Here is a 25,573-nt window from a genome sequence, read left to right as displayed (position 1 = left end):
AAGTCACGTTTTATTTCTCCAATGAATAGAATGATCTTTTTCGGCAAGAATGAAAGAATGAGGTGATGGACATGAAAAAAATAATCAAGTGGTTAAGAAGAATTGTCATTGCAGGTTTTGTTTTTATGATCTGTGTTTATTCAATCAGTTATTTCATTGAAGCCCCCGATTTAAATGGTGGCCATATTATCAGAATGTATGATCAAAATCAAAAATTATTTTATCAATCTCAACAACAAAGCAATGATGTCGCCTTAAAAGATGTATCACCTTATTTTTTAAAAAGCATTGTCGCCATTGAAGATCATCGTTTTTATGAACATCGTGGTTTTGATCCAGTTGGTATTTTACGTGCCATAAAAGCCAATATCAGTGCTAAAGGTCATGTCGAAGGAGCCAGTACACTATCCCAGCAATATGCTCGATTAATGTTTTTAAACAATGAGAAAACATGGTCAAGAAAAATACAAGAAGCCTTCTTAACAGTTCGTTTAGAAACCCATTATAATAAAGATACCATCTTACAAGGCTATATCAATACTGTTTATTTTGGTCATGGTATTTATGGTATTCAAAATGCCAGTCTTTATTACTTTAATAAAAAACCTATAGACCTAGATTTAAATGAAGCCAGTATGTTAGCTGGTGTGATTAATGGTCCAGAATATTATTCACCTTTTAAAGATTTAAAAGCAGCCAAAGCAAGACAAAAAATCGTTTTAGATGCTTTAGTAGAAGAAAATCAAATTACGCAACAAATTGCGAATCAAACATATTCAACACCATTTCAATTGAATCCCCACCCATCTTCTACTATTCAATGTCCCTATCCCTATTATCGAGATTGTGTGATTAATGAATTAAAAACACTGGGGTTTTATACTGATGAATATGTCAATCAGGGATTGAATATTCAAACAACATTAGATACTCAAATTCAACAACAACTCAATGATGTTGTAGATAAACAAATGAAAGATCGCGATGAACTAGAAGTCGCCAGTATTATCCTTAACACCCAAACATCAGGTGTTTTGGCTTTGGTTGGTGGTAAAGATTATGCGACATCACAATTCAATCGTGCAACTCAGGCTTCTCGTCAAGTTGGTTCAACCATGAAACCTTTACTTTACTATATTGCTTTAGAAAATGGCTTTACACCGACAACCAAATTCAAAAGTGAACCGACAACATTTCAATTAGAAAATGGAAAAACATATACTCCTACCAATTTCAACAAAAAATATGCCTATGGTGATGTTACAATGGCACAGGCAATCGCTCTTAGTGATAATATTTATGCAGTTAAAACGCATATGTTTTTAGGAGAACAGGCACTCGTTAATACACTCACATCATTTGGATACCAGCATATCTCTCCTCATCCCTCACTGGCCTTAGGGACACTTAATACCAATATCTATGATTTTTCATCCATTTATACAACATTGGCTCATCAAGGCATTTATAATGAAGTTCACACCATTACCAAAATCACCAATAACAATGGAGATGTCTTATATGAATATGAGCCTCAAAACAAACAATTACTTCAACAAGATACTTGTCTTATGATTAGTCAATTACTAACTGCTCCCTTTGAAAAATCATTTCACTCCTATGCCAGTCCCACAATGATGAATTATCCTGTTAAAACAAAGTTTGCTGTAAAAACCGGTTCTACACCTTACGATTCTTTATGTGCCGGTTACAATCCTCAATATACCCTTTTATGCTGGGTGGGATATGATGATAACCGAGAAATGAATATGACTTCAGATACCCGTATTCCTAAAGTCATTTTCCAGACAATGGCAAATGAGCTGCAAAAAGAAAATCTATGGTATGAACCTACAGACACACTTCAAGCAAAACCTATCAATCCTATCACTGGCGATTATCAGGAAAACGGTCTTGTTTTCTGGTTTAAGGAATCCTCTTAAACACAAATAAAAAAGATGTTTTTTGATTTTCTATTTACATATTTTGACGAGTATGTTAATATAATGGCAATGAGGGAGTAGTCTCACAATATGTGTGATGTAATCAACAATCGCGAATAATTTATTATTCTGGTGCATCTTAAAGACAAGACTCGTTAAAGAATACAATCTTTAGCGAACTTGTCTTTTTTGTTTGTTGAAGATGATGAATGGAGGAAAAAATATGTATTATCAAAAAAGTATTGAAGAAACATTAAAAGAAACCCATACAACTGTGGAAGGCTTATCTTCACAAGAAGCAAGTCATCGACAAGCTAAGTATGGAAAAAATGAACTTGCTGAAAAGAAAAAAGAAAGTCCGTTTTTGATTTTCTTAAAACAGTTTCAAGATTTACTTGTTATTATTTTAATTATTGCAGCGATTATTTCTGGTTTAAGTGGACAGCTGGAAAGTACTTTTGTTATTGTGGCAGTGATTATTGTCAATGCGATTTTAGGAACTGTTCAGACATTAAAAGCTGAAAAATCATTAGAAAGTTTAAAGAAGCTTTCTATTCCTAAAGTCAAAGTTTTGCGTGATGGACAATTATGTGAATTAAATTCTAATGAATTGACAATTGGCGATATTGTCCAGATTGAAGCGGGAGATGTTGTTAGTGGTGATGGACGTATTATTGAATCAGCATCTTTACAGATTAATGAAAGTGCATTGACAGGTGAAGTGGATAGTGTTGACAAAACAATTGATACGATTCATGAAGAAGTTATTGTGGGTGATCAAAAAAACATGGCTTTTTCTGGAAGTTTAGTCACAAATGGAACAGGTCGTTATATTGTCACAAGTATCGGTATGGATACAGAGATTGGAAAAATTGCATCTATGCTTAATGAAGCCAAAGATCGTAAAACACCTTTACAAAAGAGTTTAGATGATTTTAGTGGAAAATTATCTATTGCAATTATGATTATTTGTGCCATTGTTTTAGCATTAAATCTATTTTTAGCTCATGAATCATTATTAGATGCTTTAATGATTGCGGTCGCTTTAGCTGTTGCGGCGATTCCAGAAGCTTTAAGTTCAATTGTAACGATTGTATTATCAATGAGTACTCAAAAGATGGTCAAAGAAAATGCAATTATTAAAAATTTAAATTCGGTTGAAAGTTTAGGTTGTGTATCTGTTATCTGTAGTGATAAAACAGGAACATTAACACAAAACAAAATGACACCACAAACACTTTATTTAAATCAAAAATTATTAGAAATCAATGAATTAGATAGTCATCAACATGATCATGAAGTTCTTTTAAAAGCTTGTTTATTATGTAATAATGCAGTTATCAATGGTGATCAAAGAATTGGTGATCCAACAGAATTAGCTCTCATTGATTTAGTGCATATGCATACTCAAAACAATTCTGAATTTACAAATTCAGCAATTCGTCAAAATGAATTACCTTTTGATTCTGATCGTAAACTGATGAGTGTTTCATCACTTCACCATCTTTATACAAAAGGAGCTCCAGATGTTATCTTACAAAGATGTTCTACTATTTTAATCAATGGACATAAAGAAACATTAACTGAACGTTATAAAAATGAAATTCTACAACAAAATCAAAATTATGCCAATGAAGGTTTACGTGTATTAGGTTTTGCATATAAAGATTTTCAAAAAGATGAAATCACTTTAGATGATGAAAATAACTTAACATTTGTCGGTCTGGTTTCTTTAATGGATCCACCAAGAGTTGAAAGTGCTGATGCTGTTGCAAAATGTAAAATGGCTGGTATTAAACCGATTATGATTACCGGTGACCATGTTGTGACTGCAAGAAGTATTGCTAAAAAGATTGGTATCTATGAAGATGGCGATTTATCTATTGATGGTCAACAATTAAATCAAATGAGTGACGAAGAACTGGATGAAAAATTAACACATATCAGTGTCTATGCCCGTGTTGCTCCTGAGCATAAAATTCGTATTGTCAAAGCATGGCAAAAACGTGGTGACATTGTCGCAATGACTGGTGATGGTGTCAATGATGCCCCTGCTTTAAAACAAAGTGATATTGGTGTTGCAATGGGAATTACAGGAACAGAAGTATCTAAAGATGCTGCCAATATGATTTTAACAGATGATAATTTCTCAACAATTGTGAAAGCTGTTATTACAGGGCGTAATGTTTATAGAAATATCAAAAATGCTATTAACTATTTATTATCTGGTAACTTTGCAGGAATTATTTGTGTCTTTATTGCTTCTTTACTATTATTACCAACACCATTTTTCCCAGTACATTTATTATTTATGAACTTAATCACTGATTCTCTACCAGCTATTGCGATAGGAATGGAAGCTGGTCGTAACGATGTCTTAAGAGAAAAACCTCGTCAAGCAAATGATTCTATTTTAAATAAAGCGACATTCTTACAAATCAGTTATGAAGGAATTGTCATTGCTATATGTACAATGTGTGCTTACTTAACAGGATTAAAAGGTGATCCTTTAACAGCATCAACAATGGCTTTTGCAACAATTTGTTTAGCACGTCTATTACATGGTTTTAATTGTCGTAGCCATCAACCTCTTACAAAAATTGGTTTCTTTACAAATCGTTCAAGTATTATAGCCTTTATTATTGGATTTGGATTACTTCATTTCATCCTATTTGTACCTGCAATGCATGGATTATTCATGATTCATACTATTTCTTTTACACAATTATTCATCATTTATGGTTTTGCATTATTACCAACAATTATTATTCAAGCAAGAAAAATGCTTACAAAATAAGCAAGTCAAATCGACTTGCTTATTTTATTTCTCCACATTTCTTTAGAATCTTTTCAACAATAGCACAAGCTGGACAATCACAATATTGAGCCCCTTGTGCTTGAATTTCCTTACTATGTACTACAATATCTTTTGCAGTTTTTTCACCAAAATAATCTTGTCCAGCCTTAGAATCAGCAAAAGCAATTAAATTTTCGATAGGCATAATATCTTCCTTTAATTCAGCAACATACTTTTCAGTCATTACTTTTTCATTTTCACTACCAATAGCATTTAACCATTCATTTGCAACATCCTTTAATTCTTGACAACATGTTGGTGTCTTCAATAATTCATGAGAAAACTCTACAACTTCATTTAAAATTTCTTTATTCATATTCCTAAATTCTCCTTAAACTCATTTTACACTATTTCTATCAATAAAACATCCAACAAACAAAAATATTTATAGAATCACCACTAAATTGTATTTTTTTGTAATTTGTTTAATCTTTAATATTAAGGAACGATTATTTATCATATCAAAGGAACTCAAAGTTCCTTTGATAGTTATGAATGAATTAACCTGTAGAAATCATTGTAGCTTATATTCAAAAAGATATAATCATCTATCCTTTCTAATTGTGTCTTACTACAATCTTTAATCCATTCAAAGTTTTTGTTTGGAAATTTCTTTAACAGCAATTTCATTAATTTTTTAATTTCTCCTCGTTCTTCACCAATATCTTCTCCTTCTTTTTTTGCTTCATTAATTAATTCTTCTAATGCTTCACACATTGTCCTCTTTCCTCCTTCTTGTTTTTTGAAATAACTGACTCTTTTTTTTAACACTTCATAATACATGTCATCAGGATCATTGCACAGCATATCATGCATTAGCTTTCCTAATGGTGTTTCATCCTGCATTGATGCATTTAAATAGATGATATGTAACTTATCTTTAAAAACATTGCCATCTTCTCGATATCTTTGTATATGGTCTAGCATTTTACCATTTTTTAATACATCTTCCTCACATATAAAAACAACATACATTTCTGGAAAATGACTCCATTTCTCTCCTGGATAGGACTGATCACAATCTAATACACTCGCATGATATCTTGCCCTTAATGGTGAGGCATTGTCCTTGCTTTTTTCTACCTCTATACCTATCACTGCTCCTTCATGCGTATAGACAACAATATCCAATTCTACCGATCGACTAACCACTTGCTTATGGTCTTCCTGTGTTTCAAATCTCTTGAGTGAAAACTGGTCACCAAAGATAATCTTCATCAACAGTTCAACACATTGATAATCCCTGAATATCATTCTCATAAAAGTATCATCAATAGGTCTTAATTTATTTAATACTTCTAAATATCTTTCATTCATTGATCGTTCCTCCTTTTTGATTTTTATAGTTGATTAAACCTTCAATATTTAAGGAACGATTATTTATCTTATCAAAGGGATTCAAAGTCCCTTTGATAGTCATGAATGAACTAATTTATAGAAATCACTGTAGCTTATATTCAAAAAGATATAATCATCAATCTTTTCTAATTGTGTCTTACTACACTCTTTCACCCATTCAAAGTTTTTGTTTGGAAATTTCTTTAACAACAATTTCATTAATTTTTTAATTTCTCCGTATTCTTCACCTATTAATTTTCCACGTTTTTCACCAATATCTTCTCCTTCTTTTTTTGCTTCAGTAATTAGTTCTTCTAATGCTTCACACATTGTCTTCTTTCCTCCCTCTTGCTTTTTAAAATAACTGACTCTTTTTCTTAAAACCTCATAATACATGTCATCAGGATCATTGCACAGCATATCATGCATTAGCTTTCCTAATGGTGTTTCATCCTGCATTGATGCATTTAAATAGATGATATGTAACTTATCTTTAAAAACATTGCCATCTTCTCGATATCTTTGTATATGGTCTAGCATTTTACCATTTTTTAATACATCTTCCTCACATATAAAAACAACATATATCTCTGGAAACTCTTTCCATCCTTCTTTTGGATAAGACAAATCACAATCCAATATACTGGCATGATATCTTGCCCTTAATGGTGAGGCATTGTCTTTGTTTGTTTCAACCTCTATACCTATCACTGCTCCTTCATGCGTATATACAACAATATCCAATTCCACCGATCGACTGCCTACTTGCTTATGGTCTTCCTGCGTTTCGAATCTCTTGAGTGAAAACTGTTCACCAAAGATAATCTTCATCAACAGCTCAACACATTGATAATCCCTGAATATCATTCTCATAAAAGTATCATCAATAGGTCTTAATTTATTTAATACTTCTAAATATCTTTCATTCATTGATCGTTCCTCCTTTTTGATTTTTATAGTTAACAACAACATCAATATTTAAGGAGTCATAAAACAATCCAAGAAATGTTCCTCTATTATATATATACGCAATAAATACTTCATTTTACTTCTTATTTAGACAAAAAAGTTAAAAAATCTTTTTCTAAGACAAATATAGCACAATATTTGCTTATTGTAAATATTGTGCTATATCATCTTTGCTATTATGCTTCATACATCCTTTGGTAAGCTTTTATCTCATCTTATGCAGTTTCTACAAATAACATATCCATTCTCTTATCTTTTCTATACTTCCTTTCTTTATACAGCTTCAAACAACCTTTATTCATTCTTTATTTTGTATTTCCTTATGCATTCATAATAATAAACTCTATACATCTCATAGCAATAACTTTTCTTAAAACCAACGCTAATAAAGCACTATGATAAACATTATTAATGACACATGATCAATTATCTTTATAAATAACTTCTTGGTTATATCCTTTTCTACTTAATTCCAATAGTTACTTTATTTTAACACTTCTTAATGACATATAAAAACCTTTTTAGACTCCATAATAACTCCCCTTGATTATCTCTCCTCAATAACATCTATTCCATAAAATAACCATAATATCATTCATAAACCAATTAAAATACATCATCATATTCATTACATCTAAATCAATTAAAAGCAACAAAAAACATAAACAACTATTAAATCAAAACACTACAACAAAATCATAAACCTATACCAAATATACTCTCTACTTCTATATAACAAACTAAAAAAATATTAAAAATACAATAACAAATACTTATCATATTTTATATCTGCATTTACTTTTATAACTTCAAATACACATTTCCATAAAAAAAGCACTTCAATCCATAAATCAAAGTGCAAAACAACTATCATAAACAAATATTATCCATCAACAAAATCAAGAAACCCTTTTATTCTTCAAATAATCAGCAAAAATCCAACAAAAAACAGCAAAAGAAAAACCAATAATAATACAAGCCAAACCAACACTAGATTGAGTAAATAAAGATAAACTACCAAAAAAAGGAATACTCAAAACAACTCTACCCAATAAACGATTAAAACCAACAGGTTGAGCATCAACACTCTTATTATGATCACCCTTAGTAATAAAAGCATCATCCTCAATAGAAACAACCCTATGTGTTGCTACTACATCAGAATCACTATTCATCTTATACGTAATAACATCATTAACCTGTATTTCATCAGCATTAACCTGTTCCACATAAACAATACTTCCTGTCATAATCTCAGGCTCCATACTATTACTCAAAATACCATATATCTCATAGCCAAACAACTTAGGTACAGTTAAAGGTATCATAATAACCATGACTACCAATACAATCATAATACCCAACCCATTCAACATTCTTATCACAAATTTCCTATTCATCACATTCCTACTTTCTAAAAAAAGTCAATTCTTATGAATTGACTTTTCTATTTCATACTATTCTGCATCACTTGTAGTAGGTGTATAAGTTTCTGGAGTTACATTATTCCATCCAACAATATTACCATTATCATTAGTTTCTGGTGTAAAGTTATCGGCTTGAATAGCCTCAGCAGTAACATTAATTTTAAATGTTAAATCTGCAACTTCATTTCCCCAATTAGCAGGAATTGTTACTTTATCAAAGAAAACGATTTTTTGATCTACATTTGTTTTACCAACAACATATTGGAAATAGTAATATCCATCAGCTGCTAAATTCCATCCAGGTTGAATATTAATCTGATCTAATAATTCTTCTTTATGTTTATCAGCATCTTTTATACCATCAAAACCTGTAAGTTCAATTTTTGCTCTTAAATACATATCCTCAGAATCAGCTTTTACAATAATTGTTGGGTCTTTAGTAATTTCTTGATTTGGTGTAACATCATCAATTTCCTTATCATCTGGGAAATTAGGTTCTTCCAAATCAATATCAACATGTCCCATAGTAATAGTATTAACAGCTTCTTGACTATCTGTAAAGTATGCTAATGTAGCTCCCACAGCAATAGCTCCAACTAATGCTAAACTACCAACTAATGTCTTTAATTTTTTATTTTTCATATAAATTAACCTCCTATACTATCCTGTTATGCAGTTTAAAAATTTAATAATCCGGCGCTGATTTGAGCATAAGCAGTTTCCCAATCAGTAAATCCATCACTTTGAACTGCAGCTGCTCTTACTTCAATATTTTTTAATTGTTGAGAACCAGTATTTAAATCAGAATTAACTGTCACTTCTGTAAATAATGGTGTTAATTGAATACCTTCTTGGTAATTCATACTTCCATCATCAACAGGATTATAGTCTTCTGTTGCTTCACTAACTACAGTTTTATATTTATATACTTTATATTCATCAGGTGCCTGTACAGTTTTAGATACATCTTCCCAATCAACAGTATCAGCCACATAATTAACATCATTACTTGTTTTAACAGCCATAAAAACATATTGTGAAACTTCATAGTTCACTACAGTAACAGTAGGATCTTTATCATATGATAAACCTGGTAAAACATCATCATAAGTATTTGCTAGAACACGATTAGGTACAGGATTATTATATTCCTGTTCATCTAAAACAATATCAATAGCATCACTAACTGTAAATGTATTTTTTACTACATCAGTTGTATCAGATAAATATGCTAAAGTTCCTCCCACTGCAATTGCACCAACGAGTGCTAAACTACCAATTGTCATACCTAATTTTTTCTTATTCATATTTTTTCCTCCCTTAATTATTATTCAATTTTATAATTTAATTATATACTCCAAAGGTAACATAACAGTCACACGAATAAACTTTTTTCAAAATTATTCATCTTCTTTTTTCTCGAATATTTCAGGTAAAAAATTCAATATAATTAATATTGCTATAATTCCACAAACACCTACAATAGCAAGTGGTGTTTTAATATAAATCGTAATAAAACCTAATAAAGGAATAGTAAAAGCAACCTTACCAACTATTTGATTAACAGTTACTTCCTTACTATCAACATTATCATTAGCATCACCTTTAGTTATAACAGCTTGATTATCCCTATCAATAGAATAAATTCTATGAGTTACCATTGTATCTCCTGAAAGTTGATAACTTACAACATCTCCTACCTTCAAATCATTGAAATCAACTTCTTTTACATAAACTATCGAACCAACATTTATATTTGGCTCCATACTTCCACTTATAACTGCAAAACTCTTATATCCTATAAAATTAGGAACAATAAGAGCAGCTGCTATAACAAATAGAAATATAAAAATTAAACTATTTAAAACATTACATATTTTCCTTAACATGACTTCTCCTTTTAAAAATAGAGATTCATTACTGAATCTCTATCTATTTCTTTAATTATTAATACTAGTATCAGAATTTGATTGAAAATAATCAAATATAGAATATACTGTATTCATTTCTTCATCATTGATAATATCATCACCATTTGGATCAGCATTTAGAACATTTCCATTTTTTGTTGTAATTTTAGTTGGCACAGATTCTTGATATACTGTAATTTCAATAGAATTAAGGTATTTTAAAATTTCTTTATTTTTGTCCGGATCTATTAATTTACCATCGTCATCGTAAAATACAGTATATGTTCCTTTATCATTTTTTAATATTTTATCAAATAATGGCTCAGTCTCTGGATTATCTCCATTAATACCAGTTAATACTTTTTTATAGTAATAATAGCAATTATATCTATCATCACCTACTTGTTTCCAATATTCAGATGTTCTCTGACCAGTATAAGACACATTTTCTGTTTGATAAAAAGCATCAATACCTGCTAGACCAAAATATTTTTCAAATATCGATTGATCTTCTACTTCATCAGATGAGATACTTAATCTCACTCTTACTAAAGCATCAGTTACATCTTTATTAATAACAGATGGATTCTTTGTTAAATCAGTTTTTGACGTATCTTCATCAATTTCAGTATCAATACTAGCTTTAGTAAACATATTAACAACAGTATCTGTAAAACCAGTTAAATAAGCCATTGTACCTCCAACGCCAATACATAACACAAGAACGAGAGAAATGATTATTTTTTTACTTAATTTATTTTTTAATATATTTTTCATGAATTATTTTCCCCCTTTCTTAATCCTGGCTTACTTTGTAATTATCTTTTTTAATAATTACACTTCCATCATCACGTACTTCAAAACTATTTGTTACAACATCTGTATCCCCAATGCTCTCATCATTAATTAATTTATTTGTATAAGTAGCTTCACCATTTGTAGCATTAATATTTGTTGTCTTATCAGTTCCACTAGTTTGTCCGACATAGAAAGTTACTTGTTTATCAACCGTAGCAAATACTACATTCGTACTATCATCTATAACTAATGATTCTAAATCATATCTGATAGAGTCTAATTCAGTAATCGTATAAGTACCTTTCTCTAAACCATCAATTGTAAATGATTGTATATCATTTGTATCAAATCTTATTACTTTATATTCATGAATCTTTTTGCCAGATACTGTTTCACCTTCAACTAAGAATGTGAAGATTGAATCACCTTGTGTATTTGGATCAGCAATATTTCCATCAATATTTTTATTAATTGTAATACTTCCACTTACTACATCAACAACATAGACACCATATTTACTTTGCGTACTATATAATGTTTTATTTCCATCACTCAAATAAATATTATCATTTATAGTATCTCGATCATTAGTTGCTAATAAGTAAACACCTTCAGTGTTATCATATCCTTTAGTATTTTGTTCTGTCTCACTATTTTCATCTGTCGCTTCTATATTTTTAAGTTCAACTTGTAAATAATAAACTTGTTTAGAAGTAGGTCTAAGCGTACTAAAATTATCAATTTTACTACTGTCAACAACCAAATATTTATTATTGCCAACTTTTGTAAACCATGTTAAATCAAAATCACTTTCATCTAAATTCGTTCCGTCCGGTGCAATTGTTAATTGTACACCTTTTGAATTGTATACTTTATTTTCATCAAATAAATCACTAATGCTTGAAGATGGTATTGTTTCACCTAGGAAAATAGTATCTTCTTTATTTCCAACAACAAAATCAACTTTTACATTAACATGTGGTTTATCGAATTCTACAAAGATATCATCAGCAACAGTAATTCCAGAATTTTCACCATTTGTCGGAATATCATTTCCTCCGATATAATTTTCTTTTGCTTTTATATAAATTGTCTGATGCCATCCTGTTTTTACATCTTCTGCATAAGACAAATTTACATCATCCCAAGTAATATAATATTGATTCTTATCCTCATCTAAATCAATGATACCACCAGCAAACGAATCACCTGGTTGTAATTCTGTTCCATTCTCATCAATAAGAACAAATCTGCTATCAATATAATCAACTACCGATACTCCTGAAATTTGAACTGTGATTCTACCAAAGATATCAGAAAAGGCATTTATCAAATCATTTGCCGTATCCTCTATATACACACAGCTTTCATCAGTAGCCCATTTTTCTAGATTTGTTGCACCACTACAAGTTGTATCGCCAAATATACCCGCTGTAAATAAAGTATTGACATGATTGATGCGAAGATTTTCTGCATATTTAAAGTGATAATCATCACCAAATGATTCTTTATCATTATCACCATCTATATCATAACTTTTACTATAATCTCCATCGGTAAATAATAAACCATAGGTATTATCCTTTGAATATCCATTATCCTTCAAGAAACTTGCAGCTACATTCATAGCATATCCTTGGTTAGTATTTCCTCTAAGTGGATAAATACCACTAAAATATTCATCTATATTAATAGAAGACACATCTTCAAATTTTATAGAACTTTCCTTAGGTTTTACATCTCCTGCAAAAGTTAAAATAGCCACTTTTGAATCAGGAGAAACCGCTTCTAAATTATCAACAAAGTATGAGATAGCAGTGTACAAAGCTTCTAATTTAGTTTGATCATTATCTCCACGTATATATATATCTTCACCATCAAGAACAGTAGTTTTTCTACTAGTTGTATTAACGTCTATTACCTTTTCACCTGTAGACTTAGATTTAACAATATACCATCCTGCTTCTAGATACTCTTCTTCACTACTTCCTGTATCATACCAATCAGGTTTGCAATATACAATTGGCTTATATTCTTGAGCGTCTCCCTCTCCTTGTCTTTGAACATAATATTTATAATCCCATTGTTCTAAAAGATTACCTTCTTTATTTTTATATATAGTCTCTTTATTTCTATCCTCACTCTGTATACGATGCAATTTAGTTGTACCACCTGTTGGTCTATCAACAAACCAAGGCATACTTCCTGAAAAATCTAACATCATAATTATATCTGCAGTTTTATTAACTTCCTTAATATTATGTGCTGCATATAAATCAATTTGATATGTTCTTTCATCCCAATCAATTAATGTTGCTGTTTTATCTTGTTTTAAGTTATCAGCAGTAATTTTTGAGAAAGCAATAACTCCATGATTATCAAATTCTTTAACTATATAACCTTGTTCATCAAGAATAAATTCTTCTCTTAATTTCGCATCATCTTTTTTTATTACTGTTTCAAAGGCAACAAATTCACGATTTCCATCATTAGACTCTGTTTTTGATAATTCTATAACTGAAGGAATAAGAATTCTGCTAGTATCATCATCATAGATTATTTCAATTTGAATATATAAATTTTCACCTTTCTCTTTATCTAAATATATATATAAATTTTTAAAACCTTTAGATTTTAATTCGATTACAGTTGAATCAGTATTACCTAATGTTTCGAAAACATTTACTCTTTCATATGAATGTGTATTTCCATATTGATCTTCTATGCCATCAGGATAATCTCCAGTATCTTTCCAAATTGATTTATTAAAATGAACATTTTCAATAAGATCTCCTTTACTATCAAACAAATCAAAAGATTCTATATCAACGATACCTTTCAAATCAACATTTGCATCCCAATTAACACCTTCTAGCCCATACTGTGATTTAGTTACACCCCAAGTATAGTAATAATAGTTATCTCCTGCAGGAATAAACTTACTTGTAGCTGTACCTGTTGGATAGTCTGTATTAATCACAGGATTTCCAGTATATTCAACTGTAAATTGCACCTGTACATCAAATGATATTTTTCCAGTAGAAATAATATCATCCTCATTAAAAGATATTGCAAATTGATTATCTGAAGATGAATAAAAATTGTTATTATTATTTAACCCATTCCACTTCACTACTTTAACACTATCGTCAACTAAACTATAATCAGTAGGAATAGTTTCAGTTATACTTAATTGCGTATCTTGTTCAATAGGATTCTTCCAAGTATTAGTTCTGTTATCATTTTTATCAACCATTCTATACTTATATCCTACTGCAGATAATGTAACAACAAACTGTCCATCCTCTGATCCTTTTTTTACTTTTTTATTTGTCCAAATCAATCCTTCATTACCATTAATTTGTTCACTACCTGTAGTACCATCATCCTTTACAAAAGTAGGAGCTTCGTCATCATTAAATGTATTATCATCTATAACATCATTTTTAGAAATTAACATCCCATTATTTAAAGCACTATCAACACCTGGTGCTGCTGCTTCAACACTATTAACAGCAAAGCAACTAGATATCATTAGTATGAATGCTATTAATATTTGGAACATTTTTTTGCTATATTTTAATTTCATTCTTTTTTCCCCCAATCTTAATTTAGGTTTTATTAATTATTTTACTGATCATATTATATAATGACCAAGTCACGTTAAAGTCACAACTTAATATTCTTTTAAAAATCTTGCATAAAATATAAGTCCAAAATTTTTAGCAATCTAAGATTTAATATATCTTAGAAAGAAATGATACTATGCTTCACCTTTTTTTCTCTTACTTAATAAATAAGCAATTAAAGCAAGTACTGCAACAGCTCCAATTCCACCACCAACATATAATGCTGTATTGTTTGTATCACTTTCATTAGCACCTGCCTGTGGTGTTTCATTGTCTTCTATATTTGTTGTATTATCACCATCTACACCAGCTTGTGGTGTTTCATTGTCTTCAATATCTGTTGTTCCTGCTCCAGCTTCACCAGTTGTATCTGTTGTTCCAGCGGCTGCTGTTCCACCACCAGTTGTTGTTCCTGCTGTTGCATTAGTTCCTACTGTTGCCCCAGGTTGTACAACATCTACATATACTGGTTCACCTTCAACATAAACAATCTGTTCAATCACTGGTGCTTCAGTTGCTTGTTCAGTTGATGTATAAACAAACTGTATTTCTACATTTTCTCTTGATACAACTAATCTTTTTTGTAAAGAGTCTGGTTGATATCCTTCTACTGTTTTCGCTCTCACAACTTCTTCTATACCTAAATCTGTTGTATAGATTGTCGGTGTCGCAATTTCAACACCATTTGTATCTACATATTTAACAGTAAATTCTACACCATTGACTAATTTTGTATATTTAGCAACATAAACCTGTTTTTCAGTGACTTTACTTCCAACAACTGGAAGTTCATCACTCCACATATTATTTCTATATCCTTCATTAATTATTAATTCTGGAACATCAGGAAAAGTTCCATCAGCTGCTTTCACTGTATATGTGACAGATGTATGTTTATCATTATATGTGGCATTTTTTCCTAAATCACTGACATCAAAGACACCTTGTGATCCAGATTTAAATGTAATTTTATATTCTCTATCGACTGCAAAGGATGTAGATATATTCATTGGAATAATCATGGCTACAAATACCAATGCAACCCATATTTTCTTTAATATTGTTTTCATGATTATTCTCCTTCCTCAGCTTTTTTCTTCTTTGTGACAATCAGTCCAATCATCACTCCACCAGCAACAGCCAATGCTATAACATATGGAGCAATCACTGAATAATCACCTGTTTTTACTCCTGCTACAACTCTTTCAATTTCTTTACCTGGCAATTGTACAACTTTTTCTACAATCGTAGGTTCTACAACTTCTGGATCATCATATTCAACACTAAATGCAAACTGTAATTCTCCAGCTGCATTTTGATAGGTATTACCCATTGAATCTCCATCAATTCCAATAGTCATTTCTATTACACTTTGTTGGTTTTCTCCTAAAGTTGCCATCAACATGTTTTCTCCCATGCTTTGACCACTTAAATCAACAAGTGTTCCATTTTCACCACCAACAGTTCCATCATAGAATACTTCTCCATCTCTTGAAAAAGTAATTTCATAAACAGCTCCTATTGTATTATTAGAATCTCCTAAATCTCTTAATACCTGTGTATTCAAATAAAAACTCATTTCTCTTGAATCATGATTCACCAAAGTAAATGTTTCACTTCGACTTTCTCCAGGCATCATTCCAATAAACTGATCAGTTAATTCTTCTTGACTTGTATTAAATTGGAAATACTCTGCTGCATCTCCATCAAATGTAATCAAAGGAGATTCATCATAAGCATGAACTTGTCCAACACTTATCATCAATGTCAAACTCAACCCTAAAGTCATTATCCATTTCTTTCTCATCTCAAATCCCCCTTTCTATTCAACAATTTCTTGAATCATTCCAGTATTATCAAATGAAACATCCAATCCCCACTCAGCTAACATCGCATCCTGAGCAGCTACTTTTTGGATAGCATCCACTTCAACATCAACTTTCACTTGTAACGTTGAATATAAGTTCTGGTCTTCATTTGTGAGATTAGCAATCTGTATATGATCGACAACATGGCTTGTTGACCCATTTACTGATACAGGCTTTCTATAATAACAGTAAACAACCTCCCCATTATTATCACTTTCATCAACAATCCAATCATTTTTATTTAATCCCAGTAATATTTTTGATGCATCAGCATCAAAATTCTTTTTTCCATTTTGATTTTCCCAATATTTTGTTAATGTAATACGGATATAAGAATCAAAATCTCCATCATTATATGCATATAATGGATAATCATAAACATCTCCAGGTAATCCACCAGAAACTTCTAATCCATTATTTATTATGTTTTCAAGATTGTCTACATCTTCTAAGCGAAGCTCAACTCCTAAGTTTCCAGCTGTAATCTGATTTTTCGCATCAGTATCCGCTCTAAAATATGCAATTGAGCCACCAATAATTGAAACAACCAAAAGACCAATTGCTATTGACATAAGTCCAATTTTCTTTTTCATAGCTACTCCACCTCTTATTTATATTTTTTTACACTCTAACTGTATATCCACATTATAATCATTCTCTGTCACACATAAGTCACATAGAAATTTTTTTTTAATAATTTTCACAAAAAATCTATTACTTAAAAAAGAATGCCATTAAGACATCCTTTTTTAATAAAATATATAATTCATCAATATTATTTACTTCGATAATAAATCACTCATCACCTGATTTAAGACTTTCATACGAATAGGTTTTGATACATGCGCATTCATCCCTACTCTTAAAGCTTTAGAAACATCCTCTGAAAAAGCATTAGCCGTTAAAGCAATAATCATGACAGTTTTTGCATCGGGACGATCTAGCTGACGAATCATTTCTGTTGCCTGACAGCCATCCATCACAGGCATCTGCATATCCATTAAAATCATATCAATGGAAAAGAGTGGTGATGTTTCAAACACATGGAGAGCTTCCTGCCCATTTTTGGCAGTGATGACTTCCATATCATTCATTTTCAACATTTCACTGGCAATCTCCATATTTAAATCATTATCTTCTACCAGCAAAACACGTTTCCCTTTAAGAAGGGATACATCACTTTTAGAAACTGGAATGTCCTCTTGTTTTTGAACAATCTCAAAAGGAATCATCACTGTAAACTTTGTTCCTTTCCCTAGTTCACTTTCTACAGTGATTTCACCACTCATCTGTTCCACCAGACTTTTGACAATCGGCATTCCTAACCCTGTTCCTATTGTTGACTTCACACTAAAATGTGTTTCTCTGGCATAAGGTTCAAAAAGATGTTCCAAAAATGGTTGTGACATACCTATTCCCGTATCTTCAACAACAAACTGTATTTTATGATGATTTTGATAAATCATCTCTTTTACATCTAATGTAATTTGATCACCACTTTCACTATATTTTACAGCATTCGATAATAAATTATTTAATATCTGATGAATCTTAAATTCATCACCTATAACCATTGTATTTTGTATATCTATATGTAATTGAAATACTTTCTTTTCTTCAATCATACGTTCTTCAAACAATCCCCATGTTTCATGAATCGCTTTTTCTATATCAAAAGTCTTATAATCTAAATGTCTTTGTCCTGCTTCCATCTTTGATAATTCTAATATATCATTGATCAATGCTAATAATTGATTTCCAGAATAACTGATTTTCTTTAAATAATCTTTGATCTTATCTGATTCATCAAGATGTTTTAAAGCCAATTTAGAAAAACCAATAATGGCATTTAGAGGTGTTCTCATATCATGACTCATATGATTAAAGAAAGCTGTTTTGGCTTCAATATTCTTTTTATTTGTTTCCAATGTTCTTTGTAATAAAAGCATATGTCCTAATTCTTGACGTTTTTCCACATCCACATCCTTAAAACAAAGAATCACTTCATCCCTTGATATTTTTTGATTATATAATGTTCTGACATTCACCCAACGATAATCATCTTCAAAACGTCTTTTAAAATCCCCACCATAATCACTGATTCCTTCTTGTACACGTCCTCGAATACTTTCTAAAGAAAAACACATTGAAAACTCTTGAAAAGCTCCTTGTTCTACAACAGTCCGAACGGTTTTTAATAATTGTTGATAAGGTCCTGTTTTAGGCAAATCAAGCTGATATGCTGGTGATGTTTTAATCACTTCATATGTTCCATTATGGATATGGATACGATACATAGCATAATAGGATTCTGATAAGATTTGAATGATTTGATCAAAACGACGAATCTTTCTTAATTGTCTTACATTTTTAATAATCATAATGAATAAAATGATAATAAAAATGATTCCTGTCACCACTAAAATATAAATAAGGAAATTGCTTTCATCCATTAATAAATCTTGAAAAGGAATGGTCATAATGGCTATCCAGCCATTATCCATCTGATAATAATAAACACCTATCTGCTTTCCTTCTTGATTGACATAATAATCATCATAATGTGCATATTCTCCTTTTTGAATGCTGGTAAATAAATCATGATTATACTCCTGTAATTGTGATTGCTCCATTTCATAAGGTGTTAAAGCATAAATCAGTTGTCCTTTAGAATCACTCATATAAAAGAAACTATTTTGATAAGCACTTTGAATCTTCTTTTGATCAGCAACAATTTTAGAAGGGTAGATATCCATTGCCAGAACATCACCTTCATTTTCTAAAGCAATACTTGCTGTAATAATCGTTTCATTTGTAATGACATCTTGATAAGCATCTGTAAACATAATTTGGCCCGGATTTTCAAGAGTCTGTTGATACCATCTCGTATCTTGATAACGATAAGTCTGATCACCTGCCCATGCATTTTGAGCAATGATTTTGTCATCAATAACCGCATAAGGATCAACAATCTTTTCTCCCAAAATATGTGTCAATTTACTAAAATAATCTTTCATCCACAATTGAATTGTTTGTTCACTATTTTTCTTTTCACTCAATTCATTAACATATTGTGATCCCATATCTAAAAAATCTTTAAACATCGTAATCGTTGTTTCTTCTTCCATAGCATAACTTTGGACAAGTGCCATTCCCATATCTTGAGCATTTTTTAATAACTTATTTCTCACCAGAAAAACTGAAATTGTTATAATGGCTATGACGATCAATAATGTTAAAGAACTCATGATAATCGATAGAGTTGATTGATTTTTACGCAAAACTCCCACCTCTTTTATAACAATTTTTGAGCATTTTCAATAATCCATTGATATTCCTGTTTGAAAGCTGGTAAAAGCTTTTTAACTTCTTGAAAAGCACCTGCTTTTAATAATTCTGTCATCTTTTCACTTTGGTTTTTTAATTTCACAAAACCCATATTATCACAGATTCCCTTGAAAGTATGGCTGGCTCTTATAGCTTCTTGAACATCATGATTTTCCAATGACTGCTCTAACATATCAAAGGTTGGATCTTCAATAAACCTCTTCACAAATTTCACAACCAGACTTTCCATCATAAAACGATTGAAAACATCTTCATAATCTTCTCCAATAACTTCATAAAATGTTTGAATTGTCATGATTTTTCTTCCTTTCCATAATGAATTTTAACACTGTTACGATGAATTTTCGCCTGATACATCATCTTATCCGCCTGTTTTAATAATGATTGTTGATATGTGCCACAGGCACATCCTATTGTACATGTGACTTTTAAATGAGGATAATCCTGAATACCAAGATTTTCTACTTCATGACGAATATCATTCAATCTTTCATTAAGAATACTTTCTGGCATTTGATGGAATAAAATAATAAATTCATCTCCACCATAACGAATCACCTCATCCTTATCACGTACATTTCTCTTTAAAATATGTGCCACTTTTTGTAATACTTTATCTCCTGCCAAATGTCCAAACTGATCATTCACTTCTTTAAAACGATCCAAATCAACCATAGCTAAAGCCGTTATATCTTCTTTTTGAAACATTTCATCTTCCAAATAACGACGATTATAAACTTCTGTCAATCCATCTAAATACATACTTTCCTGCATATAATTCAATGTTTTCAATATATTTTGGTACTGTTTATCATTTTTAAAAATATCATCATGCATTTTTAATTTATATTCTAGAACATATCCATGTCCTTCTACTTCTACATATTGACTGATTGCATAATAAATACGCTGAGGCTGATAATCAAAATGAACAATTTTAGAACGATGTCTAAAAGCCTGTACACAAGCACTTTCGACTGACATATCATGGTGTTTCCACAAAGTATCATGTTGTAAAAACGACATATGGTCAATGATAGATGATGTGATCTTCACAGATTTTCCTAGTAGGACATCAATAAGAATGATCTTATCAAAAATCTTATCAAATTCACGTAATAATGTTTGAAATTGGACTTGCTTAAAACAAGAGATTTCTTGAGGATGTTCATCCTCAAATAATTGTTCCTTATCTAAAAATCCCATAAAACCTATAAAGCGTGAATCTTTAACACCTAACCAGATAGCGCAACATTGGAAATGACACAAAGAAGCTTTTCCATCTATATCAAAAACAAATTCATATTCAAAAAATGGATTTTCTATAGATGTTTCTTTTGCTTTATGACTTAATTTTGTTAATCTTATTTTTAAACGATCTTGATCATCTCTTTCCATTGGACTCATTATCGTTTCAGGAAGTTCTAAGCGTTTAGCGGCATTATGTGATAAATACATAATGTCTAGTGTTTCATTATAAATAAATGCTAATTGTTCCTGTTTATCAAAGAAAAACTGAGATTTGATTTTTTCAATATCCAACTGATCTAAAACTTGTCTGGTCACAGTCAAATCATCATATTGTCCTAATTCCTGAACAACTTTTTGTGTCTGCCATGTTTTTGGCATTCCCATCATTTCATCAGATGCAAGTGAAATATCTAGAAGTTCATCTTCAATATCAAGCAAACATTCTAATAACATAGGTTGAAATTGACCACATTCCCCATTCATAATCATCTGTATTGCTTTTTTATGAGGAATAGCCTTCTTATAACATCTGTCACTTGTTAAAGCATCATAAACATCAGCAAGAGAAACAACTTGTGCTGATAAAGGAATCTCATCTCCCTTTAATCCATCAGGATAACCCCTGCCATCCCATCTTTCATGGTGCCAACGACATATTTCATAAGCCACTTTAAGTAATGGATCATTTTGATCCCATTGTAAACCTCGAATAATATCACCACCAATAGATGCATGTGTTTTCATAATTGTAAATTCTTCCGGTGTTAAACGTCCTGGTTTATTTAAAATCTTATCTGAAATAGATATCTTACCAATATCATGTAGTGAAGATGCCATTGTGATCAATGAAATATCTTGTGATGTCAAAGAACATGTAGGATCTTTTCTTAACAAAGCATACAATAATTTTTCTGTAATCATATTGATATGAATGATATGTAATCCACTTTCTCCATTTCTAAATTCAACAATATGACTTAATACAGAAATCATGAGATTACTACGACTTTCTTTTTCATAAACCTGTTCAGTCACAATATCCTTTAAACGACGTTGTTTAGAATAAAGAGATATAATATTAGATACACGTTTTTGAACAATATTCACATTAAAAGGTCGACTGATAAAATCACTTGCCCCTAAATCATAAACACGTCCAATATATTTTCCAGAATTTTCTGATGAAATAATCATTACAGGTATATCATGTATCCATTGATACTTATTCATATAAGTTAAGACTTCAAAACCATCCATTTCTGGCATTATTAAATCCAGTAATATTAAAGATAATGATGAAAGATGGTTTTTCATCAAAGAAATGGCTTCAACTCCATTTTCTGCTAGAATAATATCATAATCATGACATAAAATTTCTTTTAAAAATTCTCTATTCATTTGAGAATCATCAACAATTAATATTTTATCTTTCATATCTGTCCACTCATTTCATTTTATTTCTTTCATTATATATGAATTTTAGACCTTTATAAAGTCTTTCATTTCCTATCATATCGACACTTTCTATTGTCGTCAAACAAAATGAATCTTATAACGCCAAAAAAGAATGAAAGTTTTCTTTCATTCTTTAATACAATCGATATTTATTTCTTTTTGGATTTGTTTTATATACATGATTCTGGCTTTTTGATATAAACTCTTATCATGAAGTAAATTCTGACAATACTTATTTTGATGATGTAAATATTTTAAATTCACCCAATGACAAGAAAAATCCTTCTGATTCATTGTTGGATATAACCAGTTTTCATGTAATACAATAGCATTCTTGTATCCCTTTTTAATTCTTTTTTGTTGAAGATAGCTTTGAATATCTTCAAACAAGACCTCAGTATGTCCATCATCATAATAAACACGTATATAATGCTGGAATCTTTCTACTAAGATCACCATCTTATTTACAAGCAATAATCTCTACTTCTATAAGTGCACCTTTAGGTAAACGTCCTACTTCAACAGCACTTCTGGCAGGATATGGCTCTACAAAATATTGAGCATAGATGCTATTGACAGTATTAAAATCATCCATATTGTCTAAAAAGACAGTTGTTTTCACAACATGAGAAAAATCTAACCCTTGACTTTCTAACAGTCCTTTGACATTTTCTAAAGCTTGTTTTGTCTGTGCTTCAATTCCTTCTGGCATTTCACCTGTTTCTGGATTCAAAGGAATTTGTCCAGAAAAGAAAATGAGATTACCAATATCAATTCCTTGACTATATGGTCCAATAGCACCCGGTGCTTTTTTTGTTTCTACAACTTTTTTCATTATCACAACCTCCTTATTTTTATTAAAATATTATACCAAACTTTTATTTTATAAACTACTGTTTATATCAAATATTGTTGTGATGCCCATATACATTTTCAGTATTATCAAAAAAAGAACTTTATGTTCTTACATAAAGTTCTTAAGCATTTTCACTATTGACTTCTTCAATCATTTCTGGTTTTACCATTTTCATCGCTTTCATGGCTTCTCTGGCCTTATAGAAACCTTTGGCTATATTTAATCCATGATCCCCTATTCTTTCAAAGTCTGTTAAAATCTTTGTATACACAACACTATTCTCTGTTGTACATCTTTTATCCTTTAATCGGCTTAACTGATTTACTGAAAACTGATGATGTGTCTTATCTATATTTTCTTCTATCACATCAACCTTATCTACAATTCCACTGAACTCATCATAGTTCATAATCTTTAACTCATCAAGTATATTCACACACAAACTACTCATAATTCCAATTTCATCCATCGCTTCATGTGAGAAATGCTTATTTTCCTTATACAATCTTTCTGCTCTTTGAGCAATGTTCATCGCATGATCTCCGATTCTTTCAATATCTGCTGATATTTTTAAGAATAATCCTATTGTCTGTGACCCTTCTATTGGAAATTCTGTTGAAATCGCACTGGTTGTAAATTCTACAATATTCTTATTAAGAAAATTAATATATTCCTCATTATTCTGTAGCTTTTCATATTTATCTTCATTGAAATCTATCAATAATTCAAATGATTTTCTGACATTATCAATTGCTACATCCAACATGTTTTGTGTTTCATTGAATAATTGTGTATTCGCTATTGCACTTGTCCCAATATGATAATCATTTGTAAAGATACCAAAATCCAGATATTTCAACTGCATCTTTCCTTCCAGTTCTGGTTTTTCTGGTAAGATAATAAATGATAAATCTACTAATTTTGTTCCAATTGGCAACAAGATAATTGTTGTCACAATATTGAATAAAGTATGTACATTGGCAATTTGAGCCGCTGGATTGGTAGGTGTCAATGATGCCATAAACGATGCAAATGGTGTCAACATACTAACAATCACAAAAATAATTGTTCCAATGATATTAAATGATAAATGAATGATTGTTGTACGTTTGGCATTTCTATTTGTTCCAATAGATGCCAATACAGCTGTGATACATGTTCCAATGTTTTGTCCAAATAAAACATAGATTGCTGATGGGAGTGTGACAACGCCACTCATCGCTAAAGCCTGTAAAATACCAACTGATGCTGAAGATGATTGAATGATTGCTGTAAAGACTGCCCCCACAAGAATACCAATCAATGGGTTCTGGAAGTTTGCAACAATATTAGCAAATTCTGTTGATTCTCTTAATGGAATCATTGCTGTAGACATCATTTCCATCCCCATAAATAAAATACCTAAACCAGCAATGATTTCTCCAAAAGCATCAAGTTTCTTGCTTTTAAAGAATGCTATCAAAACAACCCCAACAAAAGCAATAATCGGTGCTAATGCTGTAATATCTAAGGCAATCAGCTGCCCTGTAATGGTTGTTCCAATATTAGCTCCCATAATCACCCATACAGCATTTGTTAATTGCATCAATCCTGCATTCACAAATCCTACAACCATGACTGTTGTTGCTGAAGATGATTGAATAATCGCTGTAATTAAAGCTCCTACTCCAACTCCTAAAAAACGATTTGTTGTCAATTTTTCCAAAATTGACTTCATCTTATTCCCGGCAGCCAGCTCTAAACCATTTGACATCATTGTCATCCCATAAAGGAATAGAGCTAATCCCCCAAGTAAAGAGAATATGTTCGTCAGTTCCATCATGTCCCTCCTCGCTTATACACAATAAAAACTTAACACATTCCTAACTTAATGTAAACATTCTTAACATAATCTTAACATTTTATATACATTTTTTGACAATGA

General features: G+C 30.8%; 20 protein-coding genes. 2 read left to right on the top strand and 18 right to left on the bottom strand.

Annotated features, from left to right (window positions below; all coding sequences use genetic code 11):
* The first annotated feature begins 71 nt into the window (after positions 1-71).
* Positions 72-1,943, top strand: a complete 1,872-nt coding sequence (locus tag ACGHJ8_RS03915; RefSeq protein WP_390541795.1) for a transglycosylase domain-containing protein — start codon at positions 72-74, stop codon at positions 1,941-1,943.
* Between the two features lie 223 nt (positions 1,944-2,166).
* Positions 2,167-4,740: a cation-translocating P-type ATPase gene (locus ACGHJ8_RS03910; RefSeq protein WP_211965330.1), complete on the top strand. Its 2,574-nt coding sequence runs from the start codon at positions 2,167-2,169 to the stop codon at positions 4,738-4,740.
* A gap of 19 nt (positions 4,741-4,759) precedes the next feature.
* Here ACGHJ8_RS03910 and ACGHJ8_RS03905 read toward each other — a convergent pair whose 3' ends face one another.
* The 18 genes from ACGHJ8_RS03905 to ACGHJ8_RS03820 all read right to left on the bottom strand — a co-directional run bounded on the left by ACGHJ8_RS03905 (position 4,760) and on the right by ACGHJ8_RS03820 (position 25,468).
* Positions 4,760-5,116 carry a molecular chaperone Hsp90 gene (locus ACGHJ8_RS03905; RefSeq protein WP_211961923.1) on the bottom strand — a complete coding sequence of 119 codons (357 nt, stop codon included), beginning with the start codon at positions 5,114-5,116 and terminating at the stop codon, positions 4,760-4,762.
* A gap of 173 nt (positions 5,117-5,289) precedes the next feature.
* Complete coding sequence (locus ACGHJ8_RS03900; RefSeq protein ID WP_390541793.1) at positions 5,290-6,117, bottom strand: PD-(D/E)XK nuclease family transposase; 828 nt, start codon at positions 6,115-6,117, stop codon at positions 5,290-5,292.
* 99 nt (positions 6,118-6,216) lie between these two features.
* The gene (locus ACGHJ8_RS03895) at positions 6,217-7,068 is read right to left on the bottom strand and encodes a PD-(D/E)XK nuclease family transposase (protein WP_390541791.1); all 852 of its coding nucleotides are present in this window, start codon (positions 7,066-7,068) and stop codon (positions 6,217-6,219) included.
* A 938-nt stretch (positions 7,069-8,006) separates the two neighbouring features.
* Positions 8,007-8,507 carry a signal peptidase I gene (locus tag ACGHJ8_RS03890; RefSeq protein WP_390541790.1) on the bottom strand — a complete coding sequence of 167 codons (501 nt, stop codon included), beginning with the start codon at positions 8,505-8,507 and terminating at the stop codon, positions 8,007-8,009.
* Positions 8,508-8,564: 57 nt separating this feature from the next.
* Positions 8,565-9,176: a SipW-dependent-type signal peptide-containing protein gene (locus ACGHJ8_RS03885; RefSeq protein ID WP_390541788.1), complete on the bottom strand. Its 612-nt coding sequence runs from the start codon at positions 9,174-9,176 to the stop codon at positions 8,565-8,567.
* A gap of 35 nt (positions 9,177-9,211) precedes the next feature.
* A complete protein-coding gene (locus ACGHJ8_RS03880) occupies positions 9,212-9,841 on the bottom strand; it encodes a SipW-dependent-type signal peptide-containing protein (RefSeq protein WP_390541786.1) in 630 nt (209 codons plus the stop codon).
* 93 nt (positions 9,842-9,934) lie between these two features.
* The gene (locus ACGHJ8_RS03875; protein WP_390541784.1) at positions 9,935-10,423 is read right to left on the bottom strand and encodes a signal peptidase I; all 489 of its coding nucleotides are present in this window, start codon (positions 10,421-10,423) and stop codon (positions 9,935-9,937) included.
* Between the two features lie 51 nt (positions 10,424-10,474).
* Positions 10,475-11,221, bottom strand: a complete 747-nt coding sequence (locus ACGHJ8_RS03870; RefSeq protein WP_390541782.1) for a hypothetical protein — start codon at positions 11,219-11,221, stop codon at positions 10,475-10,477.
* A 19-nt stretch (positions 11,222-11,240) separates the two neighbouring features.
* Positions 11,241-14,831, bottom strand: a complete 3,591-nt coding sequence (locus tag ACGHJ8_RS03865; protein ID WP_390541780.1) for a vWA domain-containing protein — start codon at positions 14,829-14,831, stop codon at positions 11,241-11,243.
* Positions 14,832-15,005: 174 nt separating this feature from the next.
* A complete protein-coding gene (locus ACGHJ8_RS03860) occupies positions 15,006-15,941 on the bottom strand; it encodes a MucBP domain-containing protein (protein ID WP_390541778.1) in 936 nt (311 codons plus the stop codon).
* A 2-nt stretch (positions 15,942-15,943) separates the two neighbouring features.
* Positions 15,944-16,678 carry a hypothetical protein gene (locus ACGHJ8_RS03855; protein ID WP_390541776.1) on the bottom strand — a complete coding sequence of 245 codons (735 nt, stop codon included), beginning with the start codon at positions 16,676-16,678 and terminating at the stop codon, positions 15,944-15,946.
* A 15-nt stretch (positions 16,679-16,693) separates the two neighbouring features.
* A complete protein-coding gene (locus tag ACGHJ8_RS03850) occupies positions 16,694-17,332 on the bottom strand; it encodes a SipW-dependent-type signal peptide-containing protein (protein WP_390541774.1) in 639 nt (212 codons plus the stop codon).
* 186 nt (positions 17,333-17,518) lie between these two features.
* The gene (locus tag ACGHJ8_RS03845; protein WP_390541772.1) at positions 17,519-20,020 is read right to left on the bottom strand and encodes an ATP-binding protein; all 2,502 of its coding nucleotides are present in this window, start codon (positions 20,018-20,020) and stop codon (positions 17,519-17,521) included.
* Positions 20,021-20,034: 14 nt separating this feature from the next.
* On the bottom strand, positions 20,035-20,382 hold the full coding sequence (locus tag ACGHJ8_RS03840) for an Hpt domain-containing protein (protein ID WP_390541770.1): 348 nt from the start codon (positions 20,380-20,382) through the stop codon (positions 20,035-20,037).
* Entirely contained in the window at positions 20,379-22,772 is a 2,394-nt protein-coding gene (locus tag ACGHJ8_RS03835) for a diguanylate cyclase (RefSeq protein ID WP_390541768.1), read from the bottom strand. The genes ACGHJ8_RS03840 and ACGHJ8_RS03835 overlap by 4 nt, the downstream gene beginning before the upstream one ends.
* A gap of 147 nt (positions 22,773-22,919) precedes the next feature.
* A complete protein-coding gene (locus ACGHJ8_RS03830) occupies positions 22,920-23,252 on the bottom strand; it encodes a hypothetical protein (RefSeq protein WP_211961953.1) in 333 nt (110 codons plus the stop codon).
* Between the two features lies 1 nt (position 23,253).
* Positions 23,254-23,628 (bottom strand): RidA family protein, encoded by a 375-nt coding sequence (locus ACGHJ8_RS03825; protein WP_087358257.1) that lies wholly within the window; start codon positions 23,626-23,628, stop codon positions 23,254-23,256.
* A gap of 142 nt (positions 23,629-23,770) precedes the next feature.
* The gene (locus ACGHJ8_RS03820; RefSeq protein ID WP_390541765.1) at positions 23,771-25,468 is read right to left on the bottom strand and encodes a Na/Pi cotransporter family protein; all 1,698 of its coding nucleotides are present in this window, start codon (positions 25,466-25,468) and stop codon (positions 23,771-23,773) included.
* Between the last annotated feature and the right edge of the window lie 105 nt (positions 25,469-25,573).

The organism is Massiliimicrobium timonense (assembly GCF_042850985.1).
Taxonomy (GTDB): Bacteria; Bacillota_I; Bacilli_A; order Erysipelotrichales; family Coprobacillaceae; genus Allocoprobacillus.
The sequence above is the reverse complement of the archived record's forward strand: the minus strand, read 5'-3'. Positions and strand labels throughout refer to the sequence as shown.

Coding starts and splice junctions, on each gene's coding strand:
- ACGHJ8_RS03870 (WP_390541782.1), bottom strand. CDS start 11,221: ATGAAAAATATATTAAAAAATAAATTAAGTAAAAAAATAATCATTTCT.
- ACGHJ8_RS03835 (WP_390541768.1), bottom strand. CDS start 22,772: ATGAAAGATAAAATATTAATTGTTGATGATTCTCAAATGAATAGAGAA.
- ACGHJ8_RS03860 (WP_390541778.1), bottom strand. CDS start 15,941: ATGAAAACAATATTAAAGAAAATATGGGTTGCATTGGTATTTGTAGCC.
- ACGHJ8_RS03865 (WP_390541780.1), bottom strand. CDS start 14,831: ATGAAATTAAAATATAGCAAAAAAATGTTCCAAATATTAATAGCATTC.
- ACGHJ8_RS03885 (WP_390541788.1), bottom strand. CDS start 9,176: ATGAAAAATAAAAAATTAAAGACATTAGTTGGTAGTTTAGCATTAGTT.
- ACGHJ8_RS03915 (WP_390541795.1), top strand. CDS start 72: ATGAAAAAAATAATCAAGTGGTTAAGAAGAATTGTCATTGCAGGTTTT.
- ACGHJ8_RS03880 (WP_390541786.1), bottom strand. CDS start 9,841: ATGAATAAGAAAAAATTAGGTATGACAATTGGTAGTTTAGCACTCGTT.
- ACGHJ8_RS03840 (WP_390541770.1), bottom strand. CDS start 20,382: ATGACAATTCAAACATTTTATGAAGTTATTGGAGAAGATTATGAAGAT.
- ACGHJ8_RS03820 (WP_390541765.1), bottom strand. CDS start 25,468: ATGGAACTGACGAACATATTCTCTTTACTTGGGGGATTAGCTCTATTC.
- ACGHJ8_RS03850 (WP_390541774.1), bottom strand. CDS start 17,332: ATGAAAAAGAAAATTGGACTTATGTCAATAGCAATTGGTCTTTTGGTT.
- ACGHJ8_RS03905 (WP_211961923.1), bottom strand. CDS start 5,116: ATGAATAAAGAAATTTTAAATGAAGTTGTAGAGTTTTCTCATGAATTA.
- ACGHJ8_RS03895 (WP_390541791.1), bottom strand. CDS start 7,068: ATGAATGAAAGATATTTAGAAGTATTAAATAAATTAAGACCTATTGAT.
- ACGHJ8_RS03910 (WP_211965330.1), top strand. CDS start 2,167: ATGTATTATCAAAAAAGTATTGAAGAAACATTAAAAGAAACCCATACA.
- ACGHJ8_RS03855 (WP_390541776.1), bottom strand. CDS start 16,678: ATGAGAAAGAAATGGATAATGACTTTAGGGTTGAGTTTGACATTGATG.
- ACGHJ8_RS03900 (WP_390541793.1), bottom strand. CDS start 6,117: ATGAATGAAAGATATTTAGAAGTATTAAATAAATTAAGACCTATTGAT.
- ACGHJ8_RS03875 (WP_390541784.1), bottom strand. CDS start 10,423: ATGTTAAGGAAAATATGTAATGTTTTAAATAGTTTAATTTTTATATTT.
- ACGHJ8_RS03830 (WP_211961953.1), bottom strand. CDS start 23,252: ATGGTGATCTTAGTAGAAAGATTCCAGCATTATATACGTGTTTATTAT.
- ACGHJ8_RS03890 (WP_390541790.1), bottom strand. CDS start 8,507: ATGAATAGGAAATTTGTGATAAGAATGTTGAATGGGTTGGGTATTATG.
- ACGHJ8_RS03825 (WP_087358257.1), bottom strand. CDS start 23,628: ATGAAAAAAGTTGTAGAAACAAAAAAAGCACCGGGTGCTATTGGACCA.